This is a genomic window from Paracidovorax sp. MALMAid1276 (genome assembly GCF_049198005.1).
Classification (GTDB): domain Bacteria; phylum Pseudomonadota; class Gammaproteobacteria; order Burkholderiales; family Burkholderiaceae_C; genus Acidovorax.
In genome coordinates, this window is the sequence record NZ_JBMIRS010000027.1 from 1 (window position 1) to 23,905 (window position 23,905).

Annotated in this window: 23 protein-coding genes; 11 read left to right on the forward strand and 12 right to left on the reverse strand. The window is 69.7% G+C overall.

The features are described 5' to 3' along the window. Positions 1 to 91 precede the first annotated feature (91 nt). The 7 genes from ACOQFS_RS00870 to ACOQFS_RS00900 form a co-directional block, all read right to left on the reverse strand. On the reverse strand, positions 92 to 1,171 hold the full coding sequence (locus ACOQFS_RS00870) for an XdhC family protein (protein ID WP_421561098.1): 1,080 nt from the start codon (positions 1,169 to 1,171) through the stop codon (positions 92 to 94). Positions 1,172 to 1,255: 84 nt separating this feature from the next. Continuing rightward, positions 1,256 to 1,930 carry a CoxG family protein gene (locus ACOQFS_RS00875; RefSeq protein WP_421561099.1) on the reverse strand — a complete coding sequence of 225 codons (675 nt, stop codon included), beginning with the start codon at positions 1,928 to 1,930 and terminating at the stop codon, positions 1,256 to 1,258. A gap of 64 nt (positions 1,931 to 1,994) precedes the next feature. Further along, the gene (locus ACOQFS_RS00880; protein ID WP_421561100.1) at positions 1,995 to 3,215 is read right to left on the reverse strand and encodes a vWA domain-containing protein; all 1,221 of its coding nucleotides are present in this window, start codon (positions 3,213 to 3,215) and stop codon (positions 1,995 to 1,997) included. A 156-nt stretch (positions 3,216 to 3,371) separates the two neighbouring features. Continuing rightward, positions 3,372 to 4,283, reverse strand: a complete 912-nt coding sequence (locus tag ACOQFS_RS00885) for an AAA family ATPase (RefSeq protein ID WP_421561119.1) — start codon at positions 4,281 to 4,283, stop codon at positions 3,372 to 3,374. A gap of 133 nt (positions 4,284 to 4,416) precedes the next feature. Then, entirely contained in the window at positions 4,417 to 5,208 is a 792-nt protein-coding gene (locus ACOQFS_RS00890; RefSeq protein ID WP_421561101.1) for an FAD binding domain-containing protein, read from the reverse strand. A gap of 12 nt (positions 5,209 to 5,220) precedes the next feature. Next, positions 5,221 to 7,608 carry a xanthine dehydrogenase family protein molybdopterin-binding subunit gene (locus ACOQFS_RS00895; protein WP_421561102.1) on the reverse strand — a complete coding sequence of 796 codons (2,388 nt, stop codon included), beginning with the start codon at positions 7,606 to 7,608 and terminating at the stop codon, positions 5,221 to 5,223. 18 nt (positions 7,609 to 7,626) lie between these two features. After that, on the reverse strand, positions 7,627 to 8,097 hold the full coding sequence (locus ACOQFS_RS00900; protein WP_421561103.1) for a (2Fe-2S)-binding protein: 471 nt from the start codon (positions 8,095 to 8,097) through the stop codon (positions 7,627 to 7,629). 186 nt (positions 8,098 to 8,283) lie between these two features. On the opposite strand from ACOQFS_RS00900, the gene ACOQFS_RS00905 reads away from it, so the two are divergent. Next, entirely contained in the window at positions 8,284 to 9,519 is a 1,236-nt protein-coding gene (locus ACOQFS_RS00905; protein ID WP_421561104.1) for a helix-turn-helix domain-containing protein, read from the forward strand. A 185-nt stretch (positions 9,520 to 9,704) separates the two neighbouring features. Here the strand turns inward: ACOQFS_RS00905 and ACOQFS_RS00910 are convergent, their stop codons facing one another. After that, a complete protein-coding gene (locus ACOQFS_RS00910; protein ID WP_421561105.1) occupies positions 9,705 to 10,535 on the reverse strand; it encodes a TOBE domain-containing protein in 831 nt (276 codons plus the stop codon). Between the two features lie 26 nt (positions 10,536 to 10,561). Next, positions 10,562 to 11,032: a helix-turn-helix domain-containing protein gene (locus tag ACOQFS_RS00915; protein ID WP_421561106.1), complete on the reverse strand. Its 471-nt coding sequence runs from the start codon at positions 11,030 to 11,032 to the stop codon at positions 10,562 to 10,564. Between the two features lie 97 nt (positions 11,033 to 11,129). Between ACOQFS_RS00915 and ACOQFS_RS00920 the strand changes: the two genes are divergently transcribed. The 7 genes from ACOQFS_RS00920 to ACOQFS_RS00950 all read left to right on the forward strand — a co-directional run bounded on the left by ACOQFS_RS00920 (position 11,130) and on the right by ACOQFS_RS00950 (position 17,272). Next, positions 11,130 to 11,627 carry a DUF2938 domain-containing protein gene (locus ACOQFS_RS00920; protein ID WP_421561107.1) on the forward strand — a complete coding sequence of 166 codons (498 nt, stop codon included), beginning with the start codon at positions 11,130 to 11,132 and terminating at the stop codon, positions 11,625 to 11,627. Between the two features lie 46 nt (positions 11,628 to 11,673). Beyond that, positions 11,674 to 12,279 carry a flavodoxin family protein gene (locus ACOQFS_RS00925; RefSeq protein ID WP_421561108.1) on the forward strand — a complete coding sequence of 202 codons (606 nt, stop codon included), beginning with the start codon at positions 11,674 to 11,676 and terminating at the stop codon, positions 12,277 to 12,279. Beyond that, positions 12,276 to 12,530, forward strand: a complete 255-nt coding sequence (locus ACOQFS_RS00930) for a DUF2798 domain-containing protein (RefSeq protein ID WP_421561109.1) — start codon at positions 12,276 to 12,278, stop codon at positions 12,528 to 12,530. The genes ACOQFS_RS00925 and ACOQFS_RS00930 overlap by 4 nt, the downstream gene beginning before the upstream one ends. Positions 12,531 to 12,609: 79 nt before the next feature. After that, positions 12,610 to 13,359, forward strand: a complete 750-nt coding sequence (modA, locus tag ACOQFS_RS00935; RefSeq protein ID WP_421561110.1) for a molybdate ABC transporter substrate-binding protein — start codon at positions 12,610 to 12,612, stop codon at positions 13,357 to 13,359. Between the two features lie 41 nt (positions 13,360 to 13,400). Further along, positions 13,401 to 14,084 carry a molybdate ABC transporter permease subunit gene (modB, locus tag ACOQFS_RS00940; RefSeq protein ID WP_421561111.1) on the forward strand — a complete coding sequence of 228 codons (684 nt, stop codon included), beginning with the start codon at positions 13,401 to 13,403 and terminating at the stop codon, positions 14,082 to 14,084. Further along, the gene (gene modC / locus ACOQFS_RS00945) at positions 14,084 to 15,172 is read left to right on the forward strand and encodes a molybdenum ABC transporter ATP-binding protein (RefSeq protein WP_421561112.1); all 1,089 of its coding nucleotides are present in this window, start codon (positions 14,084 to 14,086) and stop codon (positions 15,170 to 15,172) included. The genes modB and modC overlap by 1 nt, the downstream gene beginning before the upstream one ends. 153 nt (positions 15,173 to 15,325) lie before the next feature. Then, the gene (locus ACOQFS_RS00950; protein WP_421561113.1) at positions 15,326 to 17,272 is read left to right on the forward strand and encodes a diguanylate cyclase; all 1,947 of its coding nucleotides are present in this window, start codon (positions 15,326 to 15,328) and stop codon (positions 17,270 to 17,272) included. Positions 17,273 to 17,354: 82 nt separating this feature from the next. Here ACOQFS_RS00950 and ACOQFS_RS00955 read toward each other — a convergent pair whose 3' ends face one another. From ACOQFS_RS00955 to ACOQFS_RS00965, 3 genes are read right to left on the reverse strand one after another with little or no spacing between them, the layout of a single operon-like run. Then, positions 17,355 to 18,179 (reverse strand): extracellular solute-binding protein, encoded by an 825-nt coding sequence (locus ACOQFS_RS00955; RefSeq protein ID WP_421561120.1) that lies wholly within the window; start codon positions 18,177 to 18,179, stop codon positions 17,355 to 17,357. Positions 18,180 to 18,196: 17 nt separating this feature from the next. Next, a complete protein-coding gene (locus ACOQFS_RS00960; RefSeq protein WP_421561114.1) occupies positions 18,197 to 18,931 on the reverse strand; it encodes a phosphate ABC transporter ATP-binding protein in 735 nt (244 codons plus the stop codon). Next, positions 18,928 to 19,665 carry an ABC transporter permease gene (locus tag ACOQFS_RS00965; protein ID WP_421561115.1) on the reverse strand — a complete coding sequence of 246 codons (738 nt, stop codon included), beginning with the start codon at positions 19,663 to 19,665 and terminating at the stop codon, positions 18,928 to 18,930. Before ACOQFS_RS00965 ends, ACOQFS_RS00960 begins: the two co-directional genes overlap by 4 nt. Before the next feature lie 95 nt (positions 19,666 to 19,760). Here ACOQFS_RS00965 and ACOQFS_RS00970 point away from each other — a divergent pair, with 95 nt between their 5' ends. From ACOQFS_RS00970 to ACOQFS_RS00980, 3 genes are all read left to right on the forward strand, one after another. Beyond that, positions 19,761 to 20,885, forward strand: coding sequence for a substrate-binding domain-containing protein (locus ACOQFS_RS00970; RefSeq protein ID WP_421561116.1), 1,125 nt, complete (start codon positions 19,761 to 19,763; stop codon positions 20,883 to 20,885). 268 nt (positions 20,886 to 21,153) lie between these two features. After that, on the forward strand, positions 21,154 to 21,771 hold the full coding sequence (locus ACOQFS_RS00975; protein ID WP_421561117.1) for a TRAP transporter small permease subunit: 618 nt from the start codon (positions 21,154 to 21,156) through the stop codon (positions 21,769 to 21,771). 3 nt (positions 21,772 to 21,774) lie between these two features. Next, positions 21,775 to 23,568 (forward strand): TRAP transporter large permease, encoded by a 1,794-nt coding sequence (locus ACOQFS_RS00980; protein WP_421561118.1) that lies wholly within the window; start codon positions 21,775 to 21,777, stop codon positions 23,566 to 23,568. Positions 23,569 to 23,905: the final 337 nt, after the last annotated feature.

Consider the following 23,905-nt stretch of genomic DNA (forward strand, 5'->3'; position numbering starts at 1 on the left):
TTGTGCGACTCCAAAAAGACATTGAACAGGCTCTAAGGCCATCTCCCACCGGGGCCACCGGCCACCAAGAGTCTGCGCGGCAGACTCCTACTTAGCGCACCCCGCACACCAGCGCGCCGGGGTCGTTGTGTGCCAGCTCGCGGTCGTTCTTGGCCTCTCCCACTTCCATGTCGCGCGGCAAGGTCACGCCGTTCTTCACGGCCAGGATTTCGGCCATCACGCTCACGGCGATCTCGGGCGGCGTCTTGCTGCCGATGTAGATGCCGATGGGCCCGCGCAGGCGCTCAAGGCTCTGCGCGGTCTGCTCGAAGTGCTCGATCATGCGCGCGCGGCGGGCTGCGTTGTTGCGGCGCGATCCGATGCCGCCCACATAGAACGCTTCGGTGTTCAAAGCCTCCAGCAGCGCCAGGTCGTCCAGCTTGGGGTCGTGCGTGAGCGCCACCACACAGGTGCGGCGGTCAGGCCGGAACGCGGCCACCACATCGTCGGGCATGTCGCTGACCACGGTGGCGCCGGGCACGCTCCACGCGCCCCGGTACTCCTCGCGCGGGTCGCACACCGTGACGGCAAAGCCGTTGAACAGCGCCATCGTGGCCAGGTACTCGGCCAGCTGCCCGGCGCCGATGAGCAGCATGCGGTATTCGGGGCCGAAGGTGTTGGTGAGCTGCTGCTCGTCCACCACGAGCTCTGCGGGCGAGGCCGTCGCGCACTGCGTGACGGCGCCATCGGCCAGGCGCACGGTGCGCTGCATCAGCCGCCCGGCTTCCAGCGCGGCGATCAGCGCCTGCAGATGGGCCGGGTCGGGGTCGTACTCCAGCAGCAGCTCCAGCGTACCGCCACAGGGCAGCCCGAAGCGGTGGGCTTCGTCCGCCGTGATGCCGTACTTGACGAAGCTGGGCGGCCCGCTCGGGATGCGGCGGTCTGCGGCGGCGTGGGCCGCTGGGTGGGCCACCTGCGCATAGGCCTTCGTGTGGCGGTCGATGAGGTCGTCTTCGATGCAGCCGCCCGACACGGACCCCACCACCGCGCCGTCTTCACACAGCGCCATGATCGAGCCCACCGGCCGGGGCGACGACCCCCAGGTGCGCACCACCGTGGCCAACAGCGCGCGGCGCCCCGCTGCACGCCAGCCGTGCAGCGTGCGCAACACCATCACATCCAGGTTTTCCATCGCTTGTTCATCCGTTCAGTCCCTGCCGCCCATGCGCTGACCCGCTCTGGCTCCAACACCCGCAGCCCGGCAGGGCAACACATCTCAATTCAACCACCACGCCAGCACGACCAGCACACCCGCGCCGGCCACCCACACCCACACGGGGATGCCGCCCGAAGACGGCGGCGCCTCGGCAGCCGCTGCCAGCACCGGAGGGGGCGCCGCCGCCTCTGCCGCCCCCCCGGCCGCCGCCGGTGTCGCCGCCGACTGCGCGGGCGGGTCTGACGGCTCCGCGCCCGGTGCTTCCGCGCGCGGGTGGCGCCGCTGCATCTCGCCGTCGAAGCGCTTGAAAAAGTCCTCGGCCATGGTCTTGGCCGCCCCGTCGATCAGGCGCTGGCCGAGCTGGGCGATCTTGCCACCCACGGTGGCGTGCACGGTGTAGTGCAGCTCACAACGCTCCTGCCCCGCCGCATCCGCGGGCAACGGCGCGAGCCGCACCTGCGCGTTGCCCTTGCCAAAACCCGCCACCCCGCCCGAGCCGTCGAAGGCGATGGTGTAGCTCTCGGGCGGCACGATGTCGCTGAGCGTGATCTTGCCCGCAAACTTGGCCGACACCGGGCCGATCTTGAGCGCCATGGCAACGGCGTACTGATTGTCCCCCGTGGCCTCGACCTTGTCGCAACCCGGGATGCACAGCTTGAGCACCTCGGGGTCGTTGAGCGCGTCCCAGGCCTGTTGCTGGCTGACGGCAAGGGTGCGGCTGGATTGCATTTCCATGGGGATGTCCTTTCTGGCTGGGTTCGAATGGGGTGTCGGAAACTGCGGTGCGCGGGTGCACCGTTCATTGGCGCAGCAGCGCCGCCAAGCTGCCCGCCAGGTCCTGCAGATGGCTCAGGTTGTGCACCGCCAGCATGCCGTGGGCCTGGCGGTGCAGCTCGGCCGCGCCGCGCGCCGTGGGGGCATAGCCGCCAAAACGCAGCAGCGGGTTGAGCCACAGCAGGCGGCCGCAGTGGCGGCGCAGCCAGGCCAGCTCGCGGGCCAGCACCTCGGGCGCGCCCGTGTCCAGGCCGTCGCTGATCAGCAGCACCAGGGTGCGCCGGCCCACCAGGCGGCGGGCGTGTCGGGTGCGCAGCGCGGCCAGGCAGTCGCCCATGCGCGTGCCCCCGGCAAAGTCGGTGATGGCGCGGCTGGCCGCCTCCAGCATGGCGTCGGTGTCGGCCAGGCGGAAGGCCGGGGTCAGGTCGGTCAGGCCGGTGCCAAAGGCGAACACGTCGCGCCGCACCGCGCCGCCCTTGCCGGCCCGGCGGGGCGCGGTGGCGGCGTGCAGAAAGGCCAGCAGCAGCCGCGCGTAGCGCTCCATCGAGCCCGACACATCGACCAGGACCAAGAGCGGCAGCGGCTGCTCGCGCCGCTGCAGCCGTGGCAGCTGCAGCACCTCGCCGCCATGGCGGGTGGCCTGCCGCATCGTGCCCGGCCAGTGCGGGCGGCTGCCGCGCAGGCCGGGGCGGGTGCGGCGGGCGGCATAGCGCGGCAGCGGCAGTGGCACCTCGCGAGCCAGCTGTGCCACCAGGCGGTATTCGCTGGCCGACAGCTGGTTGAAGTCGGCCTGGCGCAGGCGCTGCAGAGTGCTGGCCGTCATGGCCGCGTCGAATTCGACGGTGTCTTCCTCGCGCGGCGGCGGTGCATTGCGTGCGGCGCGCACCGGCGCCAGCGCCTCGCTGACCCGTGGGCGGCGCGGCGCGGGCGCGGCCTTGGACTCGGCGCTGGGCAGCATCTGGGCCAGCAGCTTCTGCGCCACGTCGGGGTTGCGAAAGTAGGCGTCGAACAGTTCGCGGAACACCGCGCGGTCCTGCTCGCGGCTGATCAGCACCGCCTCCAGCGCGGCGCTGAAGTCCCGCCGGTCCATGCCGACGAGCAACACCGCCTGCTGGGCCAGCGCCATGCGGGCGGCGTCCACCGGCACGCCCGCCCGACGCAGCGCGCGGCCAAAGCCGGTGAGGTTGTCGGCGAGCTTGCCGGTGCGGGCATCGCCGAGTTGAGAGATGGGGGTGCTTTCCGCCATGGTCGCGGCTTCACGGGTTCCGACACAGGTTGCGGATGCGCATTCGATCACCGAATGCCGCTCTGAAGGCCGTTCGGGCTGCACCTGTCGAAGCCTTGCGCGGCGCTTCGACAGGCTCAGCGTGAACGGCTTCGCAGGTTGGAAGGCCGCTTGGCATCACGCATCCGCAGGCTGGAGCAATTGCGTCGCCATGTCGCGCGTCAGGGCCGCCACGTCCTCGCGTTGCTTGAACAAAATGCCCGCCGTGTCGGACACCACTTCGGGGTCGACCACCAGCGTGTCCAGCGCGACCAGCGCCTTGGCCCATTCCACGCTCTCGGCAATGCCGGGCGCGCGCTGGAAGGCGTTGGCAAAGGGCTGGCTGCGCAGGCGGCCGACGAAATCGGCCACCTGCGCGGCCAGGGCCTCGCTGGCGCCGGGCACCTGGGCGCGCACGATGGCCAGCTCGCGCTCGCGCTCGGGGTAGTCCAGCCAGTGGTACAGGCAGCGGCGCTTGACGGCGTCGTGCAGGTCGCGCGTGCGGTTGCTGGTGAGCAGCGTGACCGGCGTGGCCTGCGCGCGCACCGTGCCGATCTCGGGGATGCTGACCTGGTATTCGCCCAGGTATTCGAGCAGGAAGGCCTCGAAGGGCTCGTCGGCGCGGTCCACCTCGTCGATCAGCAGCACCGCGCCCGGCGCGGGCGCCTGCAGCGCCTGCAGCAGCGGGCGGCGGATGAGGTATCGGTCTTGGTAGACCTCGCGTTCCACCTGCGCCATGTCGGCGCCGCCCTGCCCTTCCGCAGCCCGCATGTGCAGCAGCTGGGCCGCGTAGTTCCACTCGTACAGCGCCTCGCGCTGTTCCAGCCCGTCGTAGCACTGCAGCCGAATCAGGCTGCGCGACAGCACTTCCGAGAGGGCTCGCGCCAGCGCCGTCTTGCCCACACCCGGCTCGCCCTCCAGCAGCAAGGGCCGCTGCAGCTTGAGCGCCAGAAACACCGCCGTGGCCAGGCGGCGATCAGCAAAATAGCCCACGCCTTGCAAGGCCTGCACCAGGGCGTCGATGGAAGCCGGAACCGGCGCAGCGGTCATCGCATTCATTGCTATCTAATTCATAGCTATCAGCGCTTGACAGTAAAGCGCTGGCAGCCAATTTCATTCAAAAAAAGCAACCCACCACCCACCACCCGCCGCCATGCGGCTGTGCGTGGTGGGCCTGCGCCCCTCAGCCCAGCATCTGCTGCACCGCGCGCCGCGTCTGCACGCTGATGAGGTTGGCGCGGTAGGCCGCGCTGGCGTGGATGTCGGTGTTCAGCTCGCTCGGGTCGATGGCAACGCCGGCGGCCGCTTCGGGCGTGAAGCTCTGGCTGAGCGCCGCCTCCAGCCCCGCATGCCGGAACACGCTGGTGGCCGCGCCGGTGATGGCCACGCGCACGCCGGCATCGAACTGCGCCACGAACACCCCCACCAGCGAAAAGCGCGACGCGGGCTGCCTGAACTTCATGTAGGCCGCACGCTTCGGGATGGGGAAGCGGATGGCGGTGATGATTTCGCCCTCGTCCAGCGCCGTGGTGTACATGCCCACAAAGAAATCGTCGGCCGTGATCTCGCGCCGGTCGGTGACCACCGTGGCGCCCAGTGCCAGCACAGCGCTCGGGTAGCAGGCGGCCGGGTCGTTGTTGGCCACCGAGCCGCCCAGCGTGCCGCGTGCGCGCACCTGCCGGTCGCCGATGTGGGCGGCCAGGTCGGCCAGCGCGGGGATGGCGGCCTTCACATCCGCGCTGCGGGCCACGTCCATGTGGCGTGTCATGGCGCCAATGACCAGCGCGTCGCCCTCGCGGCGGATGCCCGCCAGCTCGACCACGCCGTTCAGGTCGACGATTTTCTCGGGGTTGGCCAGGCGCAGGCGCATGGACGGCAGCAGGCTTTGCCCACCCGCCAGCAGCTTGCCGCCCTGGGCAATGAGCTGCGCGGCAGCGGCGGTGGAGGCAGGCGCTTCAAAGGTAAATGCGTACATGGTCGAATCTCCTCAAGCCTTGGCGTTCTGAATCGCTTCCCACACGCGGTGCGGCGACGCGGGCATGTCGAAGTCCTTCACGCCCAGCGGGCGCAGCGCGTCCAGCACCGCGTTGATGACGGCGGGTGGCGAGCCGATGGCCCCGGCCTCGCCGCAGCCCTTGGTGCCCAGCGGGTTGTGGGTGCAGGGGGTGCACACATGGCCGAGCTTGAATTCAGGAAAGTCGTCGGCGCGCGGCATCGCGTAGTCCATGAAGCTGCCGGTGAGCAGCTGGCCGGTCTCGCGGTCGTACACGCAGTTTTCCAGCAGCGCCTGGCCGATGCCCTGCACCAGCCCGCCGTGCACCTGGCCCTCGACGATCATCGGGTTGATGATGGTGCCGAAATCGTCCACCGCCGTGAACCGGTCCACGCGCGTCACGCCGGTCAGCGGGTCGATCTCGACCTCGCAGATGTAGGTGCCGGCCGGGAAGGTGAAGTTGGTCGGGTCGTAGAAGGCCGTCTCATTCAGACCCGGCTCCAGCTTGTCGAGCGGGTAGTTGTGCGGCACATAGGCCGTGAGCGCCACCTGGCCGAACGGAATCTTCTTGTCCGTGCCCTTGACGGTGAACTCGCCGCCGCTGAAGTCAATGTCGGCGTCGCTCGCCTCCATCAGGTGGGCGGCAATCTTCTTGGCCTTGGCCTCGATCTTGTCCAGCGCCTTCATGATGGCCGCGCCGCCCACGCTGATGGAGCGCGAGCCGTAGGTGCCCATGCCGAACGGCACACGGCCGGTGTCGCCGTGCACGATGTCCACGTTCTCCACCGGAATGCCCAGGCGCGCGGCCACCACCTGGGCAAAGGTCGTCTCATGCCCCTGGCCGTGGCTGTGCGAGCCGGTGAACACCGTCACGCTGCCCGTGGGGTGCACGCGCACCTCGCCGCATTCAAACAGCCCGGCGCGTGCGCCCAGCGCGCCCGCGATGTTGGACGGCGCAATGCCGCAGGCCTCGATGTAGCTGCTGTAGCCGATGCCGCGCTTCAAACCCTTGGCCTCGCTGGCCGCCTTGCGCGCGGCAAAACCCGCCACATCGGCCAGCTCCTTCGCCTGCGTCATGCAGGCGTGGTAGTCGCCCACGTCGTACTGCAGCGCCACCGGCGTCTGATACGGAAAGCTGGTGATGAAGTTGCGCTTGCGGATCTCGTCCTGCGAGAGGTTCATGTCCCACGCGCAGCGCGTGACCAGGCGCTCCAGCAGGTAGGTGGCCTCGGGCCGGCCCGCGCCGCGGTAGGCATCGACCGGCGCGGTGTTGGTGAACCACGAGTCCACCTCCACGTACACCTGCGGCGTGGTGTACTGGCCCGCCAGCAGCGTGGCGTACAGGATGGTGGGCACGGCGCTGGCAAAGGTGCTCAGATACGCGCCCAGGTTGGCGTCGGTGTGCACCCGCATGGCCAGGAACTTGCCGTCCTGGTCCATCGCCATCTCGGCGTGGCTCACATGGTCGCGGCCATGCGCGTCAGAGAGGAACGCCTCGCTGCGGTCGGCCACCCACTTGATGTTGCGGTTGAGCTTCTTAGCGGCCCAGGTCAGGCACACGTCCTCGGCATACAGGTAGATCTTGGAGCCGAAGCCGCCACCCACGTCGGGCGCGATCACGCGCACCTTGTGCTCGGGCAGGCCCATCACAAAGGCGGTCATCAAGAGGCGCTCGACGTGCGGGTTCTGGTTGCTGACGTAGAGCGTGTATTCGTCGCTGGCGCGGTTGTAGCTGCCGATGGCGGCGCGCGGCTCCATCGCGTTGGGCACCAGGCGGTTGTTGACCAAGTCGAGCTTCGTGACGTGGGCGGCGCTGGCAAAGGCTGCGTCCACCGCGCCCTTGTCGCCAATCGCCCATTTGAAGCAGTGGTTGTCGGGCGCGATGTCGTGCAGGGCCGCGCCCGCCACCGCACCCGATGCGGCATCGGCCACATTCACCACGGCAGGCAGCACGTCGTAGTCCACCTCCACCAGCTCGGCCGCGTCGCGCGCTTGCTGCTGGGTCAGCGCCACCACCATGGCCACATGGTCGCCCACGTAGCGCACCTTGCCCTGGGCCAGGATGGGGTGTGGCGGCTCCTTCATGGGCTCGCCGTTGGTGCTGGTGATGAGCCAGCCGCAGGGCAGGCCGTTGATGTTGTCGGCGGCCACATCGGTGCCGGTGAACACGCCCAGCACGCCCGGTGCGGCCTTGGCAGCGTCGATGTTGATGCTGTTGATCTTGGCGTGCGCGTGCGGCGAGCGCACGAACACCGCATGGCTTTGCGCGGCCAGCACCACGTCGTCGGTGTACTGGCCGGCGCCGGTGAGGAAGCGGTAGTCCTCCTTGCGCTTGAGCGATTCGCCGATGTGCGGCAGCTTGGAAAAGTCGGATGCACCCATGGTTCTTCTCCTTGGTGTTCAGGCCGCAGCCATGGCCTTTTGGCCGACCTGCACCGCGCGCACGATGTTCTGGTAGCCGGTGCAGCGGCACAGGTTGCCTTCGAGCTGCTCGCGGATCTCGGCCTCGCTCGCGCCGGGGTGCTTGCTGCACAGGTCCACCGCGCTCATCACCATGCCGGGGGTGCAGAAGCCGCACTGCAGGCCGTGGCATTCCTTGAAGGCCGCCTGCATGGGGTGCATGGTGCCGTCGGCGGCGGCCATGCCCTCGATGGTGGTCACCTCGGCACCCTGGGCCTGCGCCGCCAGCATGGCGCACGACTTGACCGCGTGGCCGTTGACGTGCACGGTGCACGCGCCGCACTGGCTGGTGTCGCAGCCCACATGGGTGCCGGTCAGCTGCAGGTGTTCGCGCAGGGCATGCACGAGCAGGGTGTTGGGAGGAACGTCAACACTGGCCGCGCGCCCGTTGACCGTGAACTGGACTTGCATCTGGCTGTCTCCTGTGATGGTGATGGCTGGACTTGCAGGCCGCATCTTGTGACCGTGAGGGGGCCCCCTCCCTAGGGACAACCCTCGGTTTCCGAGGGGTGGCGCGGGATATTCTCAAAATGAAACATGTTGCAGCGCACACCTGCGCATGATGGAGGCCGCACCACGCCCCCGACCGGAGTGCCCATGTCCCTCAGCATCCCTGCACGGCCCCTTTCTCCCCAGCGCACGGACCACATTGCGCTGGCGCGCCGTGCCGTGCTGGGCCAGGGCCAGCTGCCCGCCGGCGTGGCCGTGGAGCCGTGGATCGTGCGGTCGTGGCAGCGCTGCCTGGCGCAGGGCCAGCGGCCCGACCAGCCGGTGGCGTTCGACGCCGTCACCGCCGCCGATGTGCGCCACGCCGGCGAGCAGCACCACCACCTGCTGCAGGCGGCGCGGCCGGTGCTGGCCCAGCTCACACGGGCGATCGCCGGCATGCACTATTTCGCGATGCTGACCGACGCGCGCGGTGTGGTGGTGGACGTGCAGGGCGCGCTGAACCGGCACGACCCGCGCGTGCGCGCCATCGGCCGTGTGGGCATCGACCTGTCGGAGCGGGCCGTGGGCACCACCGCCATCGGCGCCGCGCTGACCGAGCTGCAGCCCGTGTGGCTGCACCAGGGCGAGCACTTTTTTGCCGACAACGGCCACTACAGCTGCGCGGGCGCGCCGCTGTTCGGCCCGCAAGGCCAGTGCGTGGGCATGCTGGACCTGACCGGCGTGGACGTGCCCGAGCGGCCCGAGCTGCGACACCTGGTGGCCCGGTCGGCCCGGGCCATGGAAGACGCGCTGCTGCTGCACACGCCCCACGCGCTGCTGTTGCGCCTGAACTGGCCCGGCTGCGCGCTGGGCGGCGAAGGCGACGGCCTGGTGGCGCTGGACGCCCACGGCGCCGTGCTGGGCTGCAACAGCATGGCTCGCCAGCTGTTGCCCCTGCCCTTGAGCGCGCCGGGAACCCCGCTGCACTGCAGCGACCTGATGGCGCTGCCATGGACCCAGCTGTTCGACGCGGCCCGGCACCGGGGCGCCTGCGCACCGGTCGATCTGCCGCTGTGGTCCGGCCTGCGCCTGCAGGCGCTGGCGCTGCGGCCCGACGACGCGCGCACGGTGCACCCCGCAGCCACGGTCGCGGGCATGGTCGCTGCGGGCGAGGCGCCGTCCCCACTAGCCCCCAGCTCCATCAGTACCTTCAGTGCCACCCCGGTCACCCGTGCCCCCGCCCCGCTGCGCGCCGCCGAAACCGCCCTGATCCACCAGGCCGTGCTCGACGCGCGCGGCAACGTGGCCGAAGCCGCGCGCGCCCTGGGCATCAGCCGCGCCACGGTGTACCGCAAGCTGGGCGCACCCAGGAAGGGCAAGGACCGGGGCACAGCGGCGGGCTGAGCGCCGATTGAATGCGGGGCGCCGGGCCGCCTGGTTCATGCCAGCGTCTGCAAGGCCGCTAAAAAATCAAGCCAAATCAGGCCTCAGCGCTTATCCATCAAGGCCTTACAGCTATATTTTATATAGCAAACTTGCTTTGACGCGTGTGTTGAACTGACTTGTGCGCGGTGCGCAAAGCGGCAGCGCTACACATCCGCCAACGCCAGCACCACGGCATGCTCGTCCAGCACCAGCGCCACGCGGCTGCCCGCGCGCAGGCCGCTGCCCGGCGGCGCAAAGCCCACCATCTGCACGCCCCCAGCCAGCAGCCGGGCCGACACCTCGTCGCCCGATTCACCGCGCACGACGCGCACCGCGCGGGCCCACAGACGGCAGGTGCCGCCTGCGGCCGGTGCGGCCGTTGCATCGGGTGCATCAGGTGCAGCCGACACTGGCGTCGCTGGCCCGGCGCGCTCCACGCGCACCGCCGTGGCCTTGCACAGCGCCTGCACCACCAGGCCGGGCACCAGGCCCAGCAGCTCGGCGCTTTCGCGCGTGATGCGCGAGGCCAGCACGGGCGGGGCCGTGCCGTCGCCCGCCGCCTCAAACGCGAGTTGCACCCGCACGATCTGCCCCATGGCCTGCAGCCCCTGCACCACGCAGGGCACCTGGTTGCGCATGCTGGTGCGCACGGCCAGGCGCGCCAGGGCCGGGCCGGCATGGGGCGCGCCCTGCCAGCGCGACAGCACCGCGCCGCGCGCCTGGGCCATGGCATCGGCCGCGGCCAGCAGTTGCCGGCCCGCGTCGGTCAGCTGCGCGCCGCCGCCGCCGGCGCCGCCCACGGCCCGCGCCACCAGGGGCGTGCCGGCCAGGTTGGTCAGCGTGTCCACCGCCTGCCAAGCGGCCTTGTAGCTCACCCCCACGGCCCGCGCCGCCTGCGAGATGGAGCCCAGGCCACCAATCTGCCGCAGGATGTCGATGCGTTTGTCGGTCAGGGCATGGCCAAGGGCCGAGGACAGAGCGAGGGGCGCGGGCATGCGCGGATCATGCCTGAGCAGGCCCCTCACGCCGGGCCGCGCCCACCGGCCCCAGGCCCCGCGCGGCGCAGCCCCACGGCCGGCCGCTGCGCGCGCTGTTGCTGCCGCGCCAGTGCCCCTTCGGCCGCCGCCTTCAGCAGCCGCTGAAACGATGGGCACTGCGCATGGCTCTCGGCCGGGCACGCAGCGGCATGCCGCAGGCCGCTGCTCATGGCCTTGAGGCGCCGGACCATGGCGTCCAGCTCGTCGGCTTTGGCCGAGAGCAGCTGCCGGTCGATGCTGGGCTGGCCGCCCGGCAGGAACATCGAGCGGATCTCGTCGAGCGAAAACCCCGCCGATTGCCCCAGCGCAATCAGCGCCAGTTGGTCCAGCACGCCGGGCGCAAACCGGCGGCGCTCACCCGGTGCGGCCACCGACCGCACCAGCCCCTTTTCCTCGTAGTAACGCAGCGTCGACGCCGGGAGTCCCGAGCGCTTTGCCACTTCCGCAATGTCCATTCCAGATGCCTCCAGCAAACGCTTGACTTCAAGTTGACTTGAACTTCTATAGTGAATTCACTGCCACTTCACGTCAACCTTTTCAAGGAGATTTCTCATGGCCCTTCAATGGCAAGACCTCCCCATCGCCCTGCTGATCGGCGTGGGCGCCACCGCCGTCATGGACACCTGGCTGGCGCTGCTGCAGCGCCTGGGCGTGCCCACCCTGAACTTCGCTTTCATCGGCCGCTGGGTGGGCCACCTGCTGCGCGGCCGGTTCGCCCACGCGGCCATCGCCAAGGCGGCACCCATCCGGGGTGAGACAGCCTGGGGCTGGCTCACCCACTACGCCGTGGGCATGGGCTTTGCCATGGTGCTGGTGGCCATCCAGGGCACGGACTGGGTGCGCAGCCCCACCCTGCTGCCCGCCGTGGCCCTGGGCATTGGCACCGTGGCCGCGCCGCTTTTTGTGATGCAACCGGCCATGGGCGCGGGCTTTGCCGCATCGCGCACGCCCACGCCGCTCAGGAACTGCCTGCGCAGCCTGGCCAACCACACCGTTTTTGGCTTCGGCCTGTACCTGTCCACGCTGGCCATCGGCCTGGTTTCACGATGACCGCCTCCCGAGCACTCCCCCAGAAACCACCCAAGGAAACCACACCATGCAACACATCGCCATCATCTATCACAGCGCCCACGGCCACACCGCCCACATCGCGCAGCACGTCTGCCGGGGCGCCCAAGGGTTACCCGACATACACGCCGAGCTGGTCCGGGCCGAAGACCTGGCCCACACCCCCGACGCCCTGCTGCGCTACGACGGCGTGATCCTCGGCTCGCCCACCTACCTGGGCGGCGTGTCCGGGCCGTTCAAGACCTTCATGGACGCCACCGGCCGGCTGTGGAAGACGCAGCAGCTCAAGAACCGGCTCGCCGCGGGCTTCACCGTGTCCTCGCTGCCCGCAGGCGACAAGCAGTCCACCCTGCTGTCGATGTTCGTGTTCGCCATGCAGCACGGCATGGTGTGGGTGGGCAACCCCATCCTGCCCGAGCAGCACGCCGGCGTGCCCTACGACGAGGCCGCCAACCGGCTGGGATCGTGGTCGGGCCTGATGGCGCAGGCCGGGCACGGCGCGCCCGCCGACGCCTTTGCACCGGGCGATGTGAAGACGGCCCGCATGTTCGGCCAGCACTTTGCGCAGACCCTCCAGCGCCTGGGTGCCGCATGCGCGCCAGGGCCCCATGCTCGTGAGGAGCTGGCCGCATGATCCCCGCGCGCTATGGTCCGGTGCTGTTCAGCCTGATCCTGTCGGGCGCGATGTCGCTGCTGGTGTCGGGGGTTGCCACCTACCGGTCCCTGCCGCCCCAGCACGGCTTTGCCGGCGCGTGGATGAGCGTCTGGATGAGCAGCTGGGCGGCAAGCTGGCTGGTGGCCTTCCCGGCCGTCATGCTGGCGGCCCCGCTGACCCGCCGGGCCGTGGCCTGGCTGACCCGGCAAGAGGGAGCGGGGTCGGGGTGACGCGTGGAGGGCGCCTATACTCGCTATTCCATCCATGAATAGCGCCACCCTGGCAACCCTCTGCATGCACCGTCGCCCCATGCCCCGCCCCCGCACCTTGCTGGCCGCGCTGGCCCTGGCCGTCGCGCCGCTCGCGCATGCGGGCACCGTGCCGGTGGCCGTGGCCGCCAACTTCGCCGCGCCCATGCAGAAGATCGCATCGGCCTTCGAAGCCGACACGGGCCACAAGGCGGTGCTGTCGATGGGCGCCACCGGCAAGTTCTATGCGCAGATCACCCATGGCGCGCCGTTCCAGGTGCTGCTGTCGGCCGACGACGCCACGCCCGCACGGCTGGAAAAAGAGGGCCGCGCGGTGGCGCACAGCCGCTTCACCTATGCCATCGGCACCCTGGTGCTGTGGAGCGCGCAGCCCGGCTATGTGGACCCGCAGGGCGCGGTGCTCAGGAATGGGGACTTCCGCCACATCGCGCTGGCCAACCCGCGGCTTGCGCCCTACGGCCTCGCCGCCCTGCAGGCCATGGGCCAGCTCGGCGTGACCGCACGGCTGCAGCCCCGCTTTGTGCAGGGCGAGAACATCGCCCAGACCCACCAGTTCGTCGCCACCGGCAACGCGCCGCTGGGCTTTGTGGCCCTGTCGCAGGTGATGGCCGACGGCAAGATCACCCACGGCTCGGCCTGGCAGGTGCCTGCCGAGCTGCACCAGCCCATCCGCCAGGACGCCGTACTGCTGACGGCCGGCCAGGGGCAGGCGGCGGCCATGGCGCTGATGCAGTACCTGCGAAGCGACAAGGCGCGGGCCATCATCCAGGCCCACGGCTACCGCTTTTGACGCCGGGTTGCGCTTCGTGACCACTGCCCACCGTTGCGACCATGCCCTTTTCCAGCACTGACCTGGCCGCCATCGGACTCACGCTGCGGCTGGCCGGCACCACCACGGCGCTGCTGCTGGTGCTGTGCACGCCGCTGGCCTGGTGGCTGGCCCACACGCCCTCGCGCTGGCGCGGCCCAGTGTCGGCCGTGGTGGCGCTGCCGCTGGTGCTGCCGCCCACGGTGATCGGCTTTTACCTGCTGGTCACCCTGGGACCCCAGGGCCCCATCGGGCAATTCACCCAAAGCCTGGGGCTGGGCACGCTGCCGTTCACCTTCTGGGGGCTGGTGGTGGGCTCGGTCATCTACTCGCTGCCGTTTGCGGTGCAACCGCTGCAGCACGCGTTTGAAAGCATCGGGCAGCGCCCGCTGGAGGCCGCCGCCACCCTGGGCGCGGGGCCGTTGGACCGCTTTTTCACCGTGGCGCTGCCGCTGGCCCGCCCGGGCTTCGTCACCGCGGCCATCCTCAGCTTTGCGCACACGGTGGGCGAGTTTGGCGTGGTGCTGATGCTGGGCGGCAACATCCCCGGCGTGACGCGCGTGGTGTCGGTGCAGATCTACGACCATGTCGAGGCCCTCGAATACGCGCAGGCGCACTGGCTGGCCGGCGCCATGGTGGTGTTTGCGTTCGTGGTGCTGCTGGGCCTCAATCTCTCGCGTCGCAGGGCGGCGTCCCTGGTGGGCTGATGGCAGCGGATTCCTCCATCGCCGCGCGCCTGCAGCTGGTGCGCCCCGGCTTCACGCTGGATGTGGACCTCCACCTGCCCGGGCACGGTGTGACGGCGCTGTTCGGCCCCTCGGGCTGCGGCAAGACCACGGTGCTGCGCAGCATGGCCGGCCTGGCCCGCGCGCAGCCGGGCCGGGTGGTGGTGAACGGCGAGGTGTGGCAGGACGACGCGCAGCGCCTGTGGAAGCCCACCCACCAGCGTGCGCTGGGCTATGTGTTTCAGGAGGCCAGCCTTTTCGACCACCTGAGCGTGCGCGGCAACATCGACTATGGCCACCGGCGCGCACCGGCCGCACGCCGATCTGTGGCGCTGGACGCGGCAATCGACCTGCTGGGCATCGCCCACCTCATGGACCGCAAGCCGCATGCGCTGTCGGGCGGCGAACGCCAGCGCGTGGCCATTGCGCGGGCTCTGGCGGCCAGCCCGCGCCTGCTGCTGATGGACGAACCGCTGGCCGCGCTCGACGCGGCGCGCAAGGCCGAGCTGCTGCCCTACCTGGAGCGGCTGCAGCGCGCGCTCGATATTCCCGTGGTGTACGTGAGCCATGCGCTGGATGAAGTGGCCCAGTTGGCCCACCACCTGGTGCTGATGGACGATGGCCAGGTGCGCGCCCAGGGCCCCACCGCCGAGCTGATCGCGCGGCTGGACCTGCCGCTCGCCCATGGCGACGCCGCCGCCACGGTGATCGACGGCAGGGTGCTGCAGCACGACGCGCACGACCACATCCTCACGGTGGCGTTTGACGGGGGGCAGCTGATGCTGGCCAGCGCCACCGCGCACACGCCGGGCGAACGCGTGCGGCTGCGCCTGCAGGCCCGCGACCTGAGCCTGGCGCTGGCCGCCCCGCGCGACACCAGCATCCTCAACATCGTGCCCGCCACGGTGGTGGCGCTCAGCCCCGACAGCCCGGGCCAGTGCATGGTGGCGCTGGACGCGGGCCCCACCCGGCTGCTCGCGCGGGTCACGCAGCGCTCGGCCCAGGCGCTGGGGCTGGCCCCGGGACTGGCGGTGTTTGTGCAGGTCAAGGGCATCGCAGTGGTGGGCTGAACCGCTGCCTGCCCGGCCCCCTGCCGCCCCTTGCCTCCGGGGAGCGCGGCAGCCTGCCCAGCTGTTGCGGCGCGCACACGCGGTGCCGGGCGCCCCGAAATGCGGCTACGCTGTGGGGCCATGCCGCCATCGCCCCCCTCCCCGTCCCCTGCCATGCACGCCCCAGGGCCGCGCCTGAGCCTGCGCACCTGGCTGCTGGGCCTGTCGCTGCTGACCACCCTGCCGCTGCTGGTGTTTGCGCTGTCGGTGGTGCGCGAGTTCAAGGACTTCCAGCAGCGGGCCCTGGTGGAGCAGCTCGAGCGGCGCACCGGCGAGCTGGTGCATCTGGTGGCCGAGCGGCTGCAGGGCACGCTGGGCACCCTCAATGCACTGGCCGAGTCTGACGCCGCGCTGGCGCTCGACGCCCCCCGCCTGTATGCGCATGCCCGCCGCACCGTGCAGCGCAGCCCCGACATCCGCGCCATCACCCTGACCAACGAGGAGAACATCCTCTTCCTGACCACCGCGCCCCTGGGCCGCACCGACCTGCCGGTGAGCGCCAAGGCCAGCCTGCAGGCGGCGCTGCGCACGCAAAGCCCCAGCGTGTCGGGCCCGTTCATGTCCCCGGTGAGCCCCATCCAGGTGGTGGCGCTGACGGTGCCCCTGGTGCGCGAGGGGCAGGCCACGCATGCGCTGCGCGGCATCCTCTCGGTCGATTCGCTCAACGAGCTGGTAGCCCCTTCGCGCCTGCCCGAAGGCTGGATTGCCGGCATTGCGGATGCCGAGGGCATTGCCGTGGCGCGCAGCCGCGACCCGGCCTTGCATGTCGGGCGGCCCGTCAGCGACTCATTCCGCAAGGGCATGCTGGAGGGCACGGGCGAGGCATTCCTGGGCTCCACGCTCGAAGGCATTCCCACCATCCACCTCGTGCAACCGGTCTCCGGCTTCGACTGGTACCTGAGCGTGGCCGTGCCCCGGGCGCTGCTGAACGCGCCCGTGACGGCCATGCTGTGGCACATGGCGGGCCTGGGCGTGCTGTGGCTGGGCCTGTCGCTGCTGGCCGCCATGGTGTTTTCGCAATACCTGCTGCGCCAGATGCAGGCCGTGGCCCGCGCCATGGAGGGCAGCACCCTGGGCCCCGCCACGAAGCTGCGGGTGACGGAGCTGGCCAGTGTTGCCGCGCAGTTTCTGGCCTCGCAGCGCAGCGAGGCGGCCATGCGCGGCGACCGCGACGTGGCCGTGACCGCGCGCGAGCAGGTGCAGGACCTGTACGACCGCGCACCCTGCGGCTACCACTCGCTGGACAGCGAAGGCCGCGTGCTGAGCATGAACCTGACCGAACTGCAGTGGCTGGGCCTGCCGCTGGCCGACGTGCAGGGCCGGGCCTATGCGGATTTCCTCACGCCCGCAAGCCGGGTCGTCTTTCGGGACCGCTTTCCGCAGTTCATGCAGGACGGGCAGATCAAGGACCTGGAAATGGACCTGCTGAACGCCCGGGGCGAAGCCATGCCCATCCTGGTCAGCGCCACCGCTGTGCGCGACGCCGCGGGGCACTTCATCGCCAGCCGGTCCACCGTGTTCGACAACACCGAAAAGAAGCGGGTGCATGCCCAGCTGGAGCACATGGCCCGCCGAGACGCGCTGACCGAGCTGAGCAACCGGCGCGATTTCTATGAAAAGGCCGAGTACGAGATTGCGCGCTGCCTGCGCAGCGGCCAGCCGTTTTGCGTGCTCATGGTGGACGTGGACTTCTTCAAGAAGGTCAACGACGAATACGGCCATGCCGGGGGCGACGATGTGCTGCGCCAGCTGGCCCGGTTCCTGGCGTCGCAGCTGCGCACGGTGGACGTGCCGGCGCGCCTGGGCGGTGAGGAATTTTCGGTGCTGATGCCGGGCACCCCGCTGCCGGAGGCCGCCCACGCGGCCGACCGCATCCGCACGGCGCTGCAGGCCACGCCGGTGGCGCTGCGCGACGGCCGCACGGTGTCGGTGACGGTGTCGATGGGGCTCGCGCAGTGGCATGCCGACGATGCAGACATCGACGCCACGCTCAAGCGCGCAGACACCGCGCTGTACCGTGCCAAGGCCACGGGGCGCAACCGCGTTTGCACCGAGGTCTGAGCGCCTTCGCGCTGCGGCCCCACGCCCTCGCAGGCCCTCCCGATTGCCGGCTGTGCCGCCGTACCGCCGAGCTGCCCGGCGCCTACTTCCCGGCGTTCGGGAAGAACAGTTGCTCGCCCCCAATCTTGTAGGCCGCAATGGCCTGCTGGCCGGCGGGCGATACCACCCAGTCCACAAACTTCTGCGCATCCTGCGCCTTCACGTGCGGGTGCTTGGCGGGGTTGACCACCATCACGCCGTACTGGTTGAAGAGCCGGGTGTCGCCCTCCACCAGAACGGCCATGTCGGCGCGGTTCTTGAAGTTGAGCCAGGTGCCCCGGTCGGCCAGCGCGTAGGCGCCGCTCGACGCCGCGATGTTCAGCGCTGGGCCCATGCCGCAGCCGCATTCCTTGTAGCCGCTGCCCTTGGCGGCGTCGGCGCCGGCCAGCTTCCAGTAGCGCAGCTCGGCCGCATGGGTGCCGCTCTTGTCGCCGCGCGAAACGAAGCTGCCATTGGCAGCGGCCAGCTTCTGCAGCGCGGCCACGATGTCCTTGCCGCGCGTGCCTGCCGGGTCGCTCTTGGGGCCCACCAGGATGAAGTCGTTGTACATCACGGGGTAGCGCTGCACGCCCCAGCCGTCGGCCACAAATTTGGCTTCGGCCACCTGGTCGTGCACGAACAGCACGTCCGCGTCGCCGCGCCGGGCCATGTCCAGCGCCTGGCCGGTGCCCAGTGCCACGACCTTCACGTCCAGCCCGCTGGCCTTCTTGAACTCGGGCATCAGGTGGCCGAACAGGCCGGACTGCTCGGTGGAGGTGGTGGACGCCATGGTGATGCTCTGCGCAGACACAGGGGCACTCACTACAAAAACAATAGCAGCCAATCCTTTATAGATAAGCGCTTGGCGGCTAAAAGACTTGAAATTCATGGCAGGCATCGCGGTCGTCATCCCAGTTCTCCTTTGACAAACAAGCGGGCGGCCTCCGGCAGGGGGCCGTTGAAGAAATCGTGCACGGGCAGGTCGGCCACCAGGCGGCCGTGCTCCAGGTAGATCACGCGGCTGGCCAGGCGCTTGACCTGGCCCAGGTTGTGGCTGCTGAAGACCATGGTCACCGGGTGCGCGGGGCCCGCGCTGCCGTGGCTGTCGGCAAAGTCGGCCATCAGCGCCTCGACCTCGCGCTTGGCATGCGGGTCGAGGCTGGCCGTGGGCTCGTCCAGCAGCAGCACATCGGGCCGCAGCGCCCAGGCGCGTGCCAGCGCCAGGCGCTGCTGCTGGCCGCCCGACAGGGTGCGCGCGTTTTGCCCCGCGATGTCCGCCAGCCCCACGCGCGCGAGCGCCGCCAGCGCCTGGCTGCGCGCGGTGCGCCAGCGCACGCCTCGCAGCCACAGCGCCAGCGCCACGTTGTTCTGCGCACTGGTGCGCAGCATGTGTGGCCGCTGGAACACCATGGCCTGGCGCAGCGCGCTGTCGCAGTGCAGCCCCCCGCCCTGCGCGTCGGCCAGGCCGTGCAGCACGCGCAGCAGCGTGCTCTTGCCGCTGCCGTTGGCACCCACCAGCGCCACGCGCTCGCCGGGCTGCACGATGAGGTGCACGTCCGTCAGGGCCTGCACGCGGCCATAGCGCACGGTCACGCCGTTCAGCTCCACCCAGGGCGCGGCCACGGTGCCCGGCGCCCTCATGCCGCCACCCCCACGGGCGTGCTGCTGGCGGCGCCGTCCACCCGCTCGCGCCAGCGGCGCAGCAGGCCCACCAGCACGTTCAGCGCCAGCACCACGGTCAGCAGCACCAGGCCCAGCGCCAGCGCCAGGGGCAGGTCGCCCTTGCTGGTCTCCAGCGCAATGGCCGTGGTCATCACACGCGTGAAGCCGTCGATGTTGCCGCCCACGATCATCACCGCGCCCACCTCCGAAATCGCCCGGCCGAACGAAGCGATGAGCACGGTGAGCAGCGCGTAGCGCTCGTCCCAGGCCAGCAGCAGGCTGCGCAGCAGCGGCCGTGCGCCCAGCGATCTCAGTTGCTCGCCGTGGGCGCGCTCGGCGTCTTCCACCGCCTGGCGCGTGAGCGCCGTCACCACGGGCAGCACCAGCAGCGCCTGCGCCAGTACCATGGCCTTGAAGCTGAACAGCCAGCCCAGCGAGCCCAGCGGCCCGCTGCGCGACAAGAGCAGGTACACCAGCAGCCCCACCACCACCGACGGCACGGCCAGCAGGGTGTTGAGCACCGCCAGCACCGCCCCGCGCCCCGCAAAGCGCGCCACGCCCAGCCACGCGCCCAGCACCAGGCCCAGGCCGCAGGCCAGCGCGCAGGCCGTGGCACTGACGGACAACGAGCGGCCCACGATGCTCCAGAGCACCGGATCGAGCGACAGGGTGAGGTGCAGCGCTGTGCTCGCGCTTTCGGACAGGGTGGACATGGGACGGTGACGGGGCCTCGGACGGCAGCGCCCGTGCGGTGCACGGGTTTGGGCTATCGTAGGCACCCACCGAATAACCAGCGATATGAACACCTGTGCATAGGGTCCAGCTCCACTACACACTCAGCCGCGATGCGGGCAATGCCCTCATCCGCAACCCGCTGCCCGAGCTGCTGCAGGCGGTGGCAGAGCACGGCTCCATCTCGGGCGCGGCGCGGGGCCTCGGCCTGTCCTACCGCCACGTCTGGGGCGCCCTCAAGCGCTGGGAAGAACAGCTGGGCGGCGAGCTCATCGTGTGGGGCAAGGGCCAGTCGGCGCAGCTCAGCGAGTTCGGCACCAAGCTGCTGTGGGCCGAGCGCCAGGCGCAGGCGCGGCTGGCGCCACAGATCGCCGCGCTGCATGCCGACCTGGAGCGCGCCTTTGCCGTGGCCTTCGACCCCGACGCCCACGTGCTCACCCTCTATGCCAGCCACGACGACGCGCTGGCCACGCTGCGCGCCTATGCGGCGCAGCCGGGCAGCGCGGGGCCGCTGCACCTGGACATCCGCTTCGTGGGCAGCGTGGACGCGATCCGCGCGCTGAACGAAGGGCGATGCACGCTGGCCGGGTTCCACACCGTGGAGCATGCGGGCGCCGACTCGCACACAGCGCGCACCTGCAAGCCTTTGCTGCAGCCGGGCCTGCACAAGCTCATCGGCTTTGCGCAGCGCACCCAGGGCCTGATCGTGCCGCCGGGCAACCCGCGCGGGCTGCGGACGCTGGCCGATGTGGCGGGCACGGGTGCACGGTTTGTGAACCGGCCGCTGGGCACGGGCACACGCGTGCTGCTCGATGACCTGCTGGCCCAGGCCGGCATCGCGGGCGACGCGGTGCAGGGCTATGGACGGCACGAAAGCTCGCACACCGCCGTGGCGCAGGCCGTGGCCGCGGGGGATGCCGATGTGGGCCTGGGCATCGAGCTGGCGGCGCGCGCGCGTGGGCTCGACTTCGTGCCGCTGGTGCACGAGCGCTACCACCTCGCCTGCCTCAAGGCCAGCCTGGACCAGCCCGCCACGCTCGCGCTGCGCGCACTGCTGCGCACCCCGCAATGGCAGGCGCAGCTGGCCGCCCTGCCGGGCTACGCGCCGCTGCACTGCGGCGACGTGCTGTCCATGAGCACGGTGCTGCCCTGGTGGCAGTTCGCGCGCCGCAAAGCCGCGCGGCCACAGCACCCAGGCTGACGAAGAGCGGCGCCCTGCGCCAACGGCACGCTGCCGCACGCCGACCCGCCTGCGACGCACCAGAAACGACCTAGGAAGAAACCCTAATTGCTCCTATATCAGGAGCAACAAAATCAACCGCCGCATAGGGATAGCCCCGTCACGCTGCCGTCAGGCTCTATCTACACTGCTCCGTAGAATCGCGCCCTTGTAAAACTTTGTCGGGCGGCACGCGCAGATCCGCGGGCCGCACCGCACACCCCACTCGCGCCTTTCCATTGGAGACACCATGCAGGCATTACTTAAATTTTCCAGGGCGGTTGACTGGCTGAGCAACGGTGTTGGCAAGCTCAGCATGTGGCTGATCCTGGCCACCACCCTCATCAGCGCCGGCAATGCCATCGTGCGCAAGACCCTCAACACCAGCTCCAACGCGCTGCTGGAAATCCAGTGGTATCTGTTTGCCGCCGTGTTCATGCTGGGCGCGGGCTACTGCCTGCTGAAAAACGCCCATGTGCGCATCGACTTCATCGCCTCGCGCCTGAGCGCCCGCACCCGCAACTGGATCGACGTGGTCGGCATCCTGGTGGTGCTGTTCCCCTTCTGCTTCATCTGCATCAGGCTGGGCTGGCCGTTGTTCATGCAGGCGTTCGAGTCGGGCGAGATGTCGCAAAGCGCTGGCGGCCTGATCCGCTGGCCGGTGTATGCCCTCATTCCCGCCGGCTTCGCGCTGCTGATGCTGCAGGGCGTGTCCGAGCTGATCAAGCGCATTGCGTTCCTGAAGGGCCAGGGCCCGGATTCGCTGGCGCACGACGCCGAGGAAGCCGAGGAAGAGCGCCTGGCGGCCGAAATGGCGGCCGCGCTGGAGAAGAAGAACAACGAACGCAACCTGTCCAAGGCGGGCTGATCCATGCTAGTCACATTCGTTACGCAAAACTTCGTCCCGCTGCTGTTTGCGGGGCTGCTGTTGCTGCTGCTGACCGGTTTTCCGGTCGCGTTCGCGCTGGCCGCCACCGGCATGGGCTTTGGCCTCATCGGCATCGAGGTGGGCCTGTTCCCGCCGGTGCTGTTCCAGGCGCTGCCGCTGCGCATCTTCGGCATCATGCAGAACGACACGCTGCTGGCGATTCCGTTCTTCACCTTCATGGGCATCATCCTGCAGAAGTCCGGCATGGCCGAAGACCTGCTGGAAACCGTGGGCCAGATCTTCGGCCCCGTGCGCGGCGGCGTGGCCATCGCGGTGATCCTGGTGGGCGCGCTGCTGGCCGCCACCACCGGTGTGGTGGCTGCGGCCGTGATCTCCATGGGCCTGATCTCGCTGCCCATCATGCTGCGCTACGGCTACAGCCGCGTGCTGGCCACGGGCGCCATCACCGCATCGGGCACGCTGGCGCAGGCCATTCCGCCCTCGCTGGTGCTGATCGTGCTGGCCGACCAGATGGGCCGCTCGGTGGGCGACCTGTACTCCGGCGCCCTGCTGCCGGGCCTGATGCTGGTGGGCCTGTACGTGCTGTTCGTGGTCATCGTGGCCCTGGTGCTGCCCAAGTGGGCCCCCGCACTGCCGCCCGAGGCCCGCATCTACCGCGAACCCAACGGCAACTCCGGCCACAAGTCGCTGCTGGTGCTGGTGCTGCTGTGCGCGGCCGTGGGCTTCACCTGGTCGCGCGTGCACGACGGCCTGATGACCCAGTGGCTGGAGCGCTCCATGCCCTCGGCCGGCGACGAGATCGTCATCATGTCGATGACCGTGGCGTCCCTGACCGCGCTGGCGCTGTCGCTGCTCAACCGCATCGCCCGCCTGGGCCTGCTGTCGCGCCTGGCCGAGCAGGTCACCTTTGTGCTGATGCCGCCGCTGATCCTGATCTTCCTGGTGCTGGGCACGATCTTCCTGGGCGTGGCCACGCCCACCGAGGGTGGCGCCATGGGTGCCGTCGGGGCCATGGTGCTGGCGCTGATCAAGCGGCGCCTGGACTGGAAGCTGATGCAGGAAGCCATGGACAACACGGCCCGCCTCGCGTCGTTCGTGCTGTTCATCCTGATCGGCTCCACCGTGTTCAGCTTCACCTTCAACGCGGCCGACGGCCACATCTGGGTGGAGCACCTGTTCGACAAGGTGCCGGGCGGCCAGCTGGGCTTCCTGCTGGTGGTGAACCTGCTGATCTTCATCCTGGGCATGTTCATCGACTTCTTCGAGATCGCGTTCATCGTGATTCCGCTGCTGGTGCCCGTGGCAGAGAAGATGGGCATCGACATGATCTGGTTCGGCGTGATCGTGGCGATGAACCTGCAGACCTCGTTCCTGACCCCGCCGTTCGGCTTTGCACTGTTCTATCTGCGCAGCGTGGCGCCGCGCAAGGACTACGACGACCGGGTGACGGGCAAGCCCATCCGGGCGGTGACCACCACCGAGATCTACAAGGGATCGATTGCCTTCATCTGCATCCAGATTTTCATGGTGGGCATGATCATGACGTTCCCGTCCCTGGTCACGGGCAACATCGAGAAGGTCGAAAAGCTCAGCGAGAAGGAGCTCATGCAGCGCATGGAAAACCTGATGAACATCGACCCCGATGCTCCCCAGGCAGACCCGACGGCCGGCATGGAAGGCGCCGCCGCCCCCGAGCCCGCCCCCGCCGACGAGCCGGTGGACCCACTCAAGGCCCTGCAGGACGCCCTCAAGCGCGACGCAGCGCCAAGCAAGTAGGCACGCAACAAGTGCTTGCGGCAGCCTCGGCACCGTCACGGTGCGGGGGCCGCGCCATCGACAAGGCCGCTCTTCAGAGCGGCCTTTTTTTATGGTGGGCCTTGGGCTGGATGCCCCGCCCAAAATAATCGTGCGATGCCGCTGCAAACCTCTGGGTTCGGTGCCGTGATGCCAAGCCCCGTCGCAGTGCTCAGAGCGTCGCCAGAACGTCCACCAGCCCCGGCCGCTGCAACACCGCTTCGCGCCCCAGGAGTCTGAGCGGTAGAAGGCATCGAAGCGAAACGCGCTCTGCGCGATCAGCGCGTAATGCTGGACGCCGATCTGGCTGCACTGTACG

Coding starts and splice junctions, on each gene's coding strand:
- ACOQFS_RS00870 (WP_421561098.1), bottom strand. CDS start 1,171: ATGGAAAACCTGGATGTGATGGTGTTGCGCACGCTGCACGGCTGGCGT.
- ACOQFS_RS00875 (WP_421561099.1), bottom strand. CDS start 1,930: ATGGAAATGCAATCCAGCCGCACCCTTGCCGTCAGCCAGCAACAGGCC.
- ACOQFS_RS00880 (WP_421561100.1), bottom strand. CDS start 3,215: ATGGCGGAAAGCACCCCCATCTCTCAACTCGGCGATGCCCGCACCGGC.
- ACOQFS_RS00885 (WP_421561119.1), bottom strand. CDS start 4,283: ATGACCGCTGCGCCGGTTCCGGCTTCCATCGACGCCCTGGTGCAGGCC.
- ACOQFS_RS00890 (WP_421561101.1), bottom strand. CDS start 5,208: ATGTACGCATTTACCTTTGAAGCGCCTGCCTCCACCGCCGCTGCCGCG.
- ACOQFS_RS00895 (WP_421561102.1), bottom strand. CDS start 7,608: ATGGGTGCATCCGACTTTTCCAAGCTGCCGCACATCGGCGAATCGCTC.
- ACOQFS_RS00900 (WP_421561103.1), bottom strand. CDS start 8,097: ATGCAAGTCCAGTTCACGGTCAACGGGCGCGCGGCCAGTGTTGACGTT.
- ACOQFS_RS00905 (WP_421561104.1), top strand. CDS start 8,284: ATGTCCCTCAGCATCCCTGCACGGCCCCTTTCTCCCCAGCGCACGGAC.
- ACOQFS_RS00910 (WP_421561105.1), bottom strand. CDS start 10,535: ATGCCCGCGCCCCTCGCTCTGTCCTCGGCCCTTGGCCATGCCCTGACC.
- ACOQFS_RS00915 (WP_421561106.1), bottom strand. CDS start 11,032: ATGGACATTGCGGAAGTGGCAAAGCGCTCGGGACTCCCGGCGTCGACG.
- ACOQFS_RS00920 (WP_421561107.1), top strand. CDS start 11,130: ATGGCCCTTCAATGGCAAGACCTCCCCATCGCCCTGCTGATCGGCGTG.
- ACOQFS_RS00925 (WP_421561108.1), top strand. CDS start 11,674: ATGCAACACATCGCCATCATCTATCACAGCGCCCACGGCCACACCGCC.
- ACOQFS_RS00930 (WP_421561109.1), top strand. CDS start 12,276: ATGATCCCCGCGCGCTATGGTCCGGTGCTGTTCAGCCTGATCCTGTCG.
- modA (WP_421561110.1), top strand. CDS start 12,610: ATGCCCCGCCCCCGCACCTTGCTGGCCGCGCTGGCCCTGGCCGTCGCG.
- modB (WP_421561111.1), top strand. CDS start 13,401: ATGCCCTTTTCCAGCACTGACCTGGCCGCCATCGGACTCACGCTGCGG.
- modC (WP_421561112.1), top strand. CDS start 14,084: ATGGCAGCGGATTCCTCCATCGCCGCGCGCCTGCAGCTGGTGCGCCCC.
- ACOQFS_RS00950 (WP_421561113.1), top strand. CDS start 15,326: ATGCACGCCCCAGGGCCGCGCCTGAGCCTGCGCACCTGGCTGCTGGGC.
- ACOQFS_RS00955 (WP_421561120.1), bottom strand. CDS start 18,179: ATGAATTTCAAGTCTTTTAGCCGCCAAGCGCTTATCTATAAAGGATTG.
- ACOQFS_RS00960 (WP_421561114.1), bottom strand. CDS start 18,931: ATGAGGGCGCCGGGCACCGTGGCCGCGCCCTGGGTGGAGCTGAACGGC.
- ACOQFS_RS00965 (WP_421561115.1), bottom strand. CDS start 19,665: ATGTCCACCCTGTCCGAAAGCGCGAGCACAGCGCTGCACCTCACCCTG.
- ACOQFS_RS00975 (WP_421561117.1), top strand. CDS start 21,154: ATGCAGGCATTACTTAAATTTTCCAGGGCGGTTGACTGGCTGAGCAAC.
- ACOQFS_RS00980 (WP_421561118.1), top strand. CDS start 21,775: ATGCTAGTCACATTCGTTACGCAAAACTTCGTCCCGCTGCTGTTTGCG.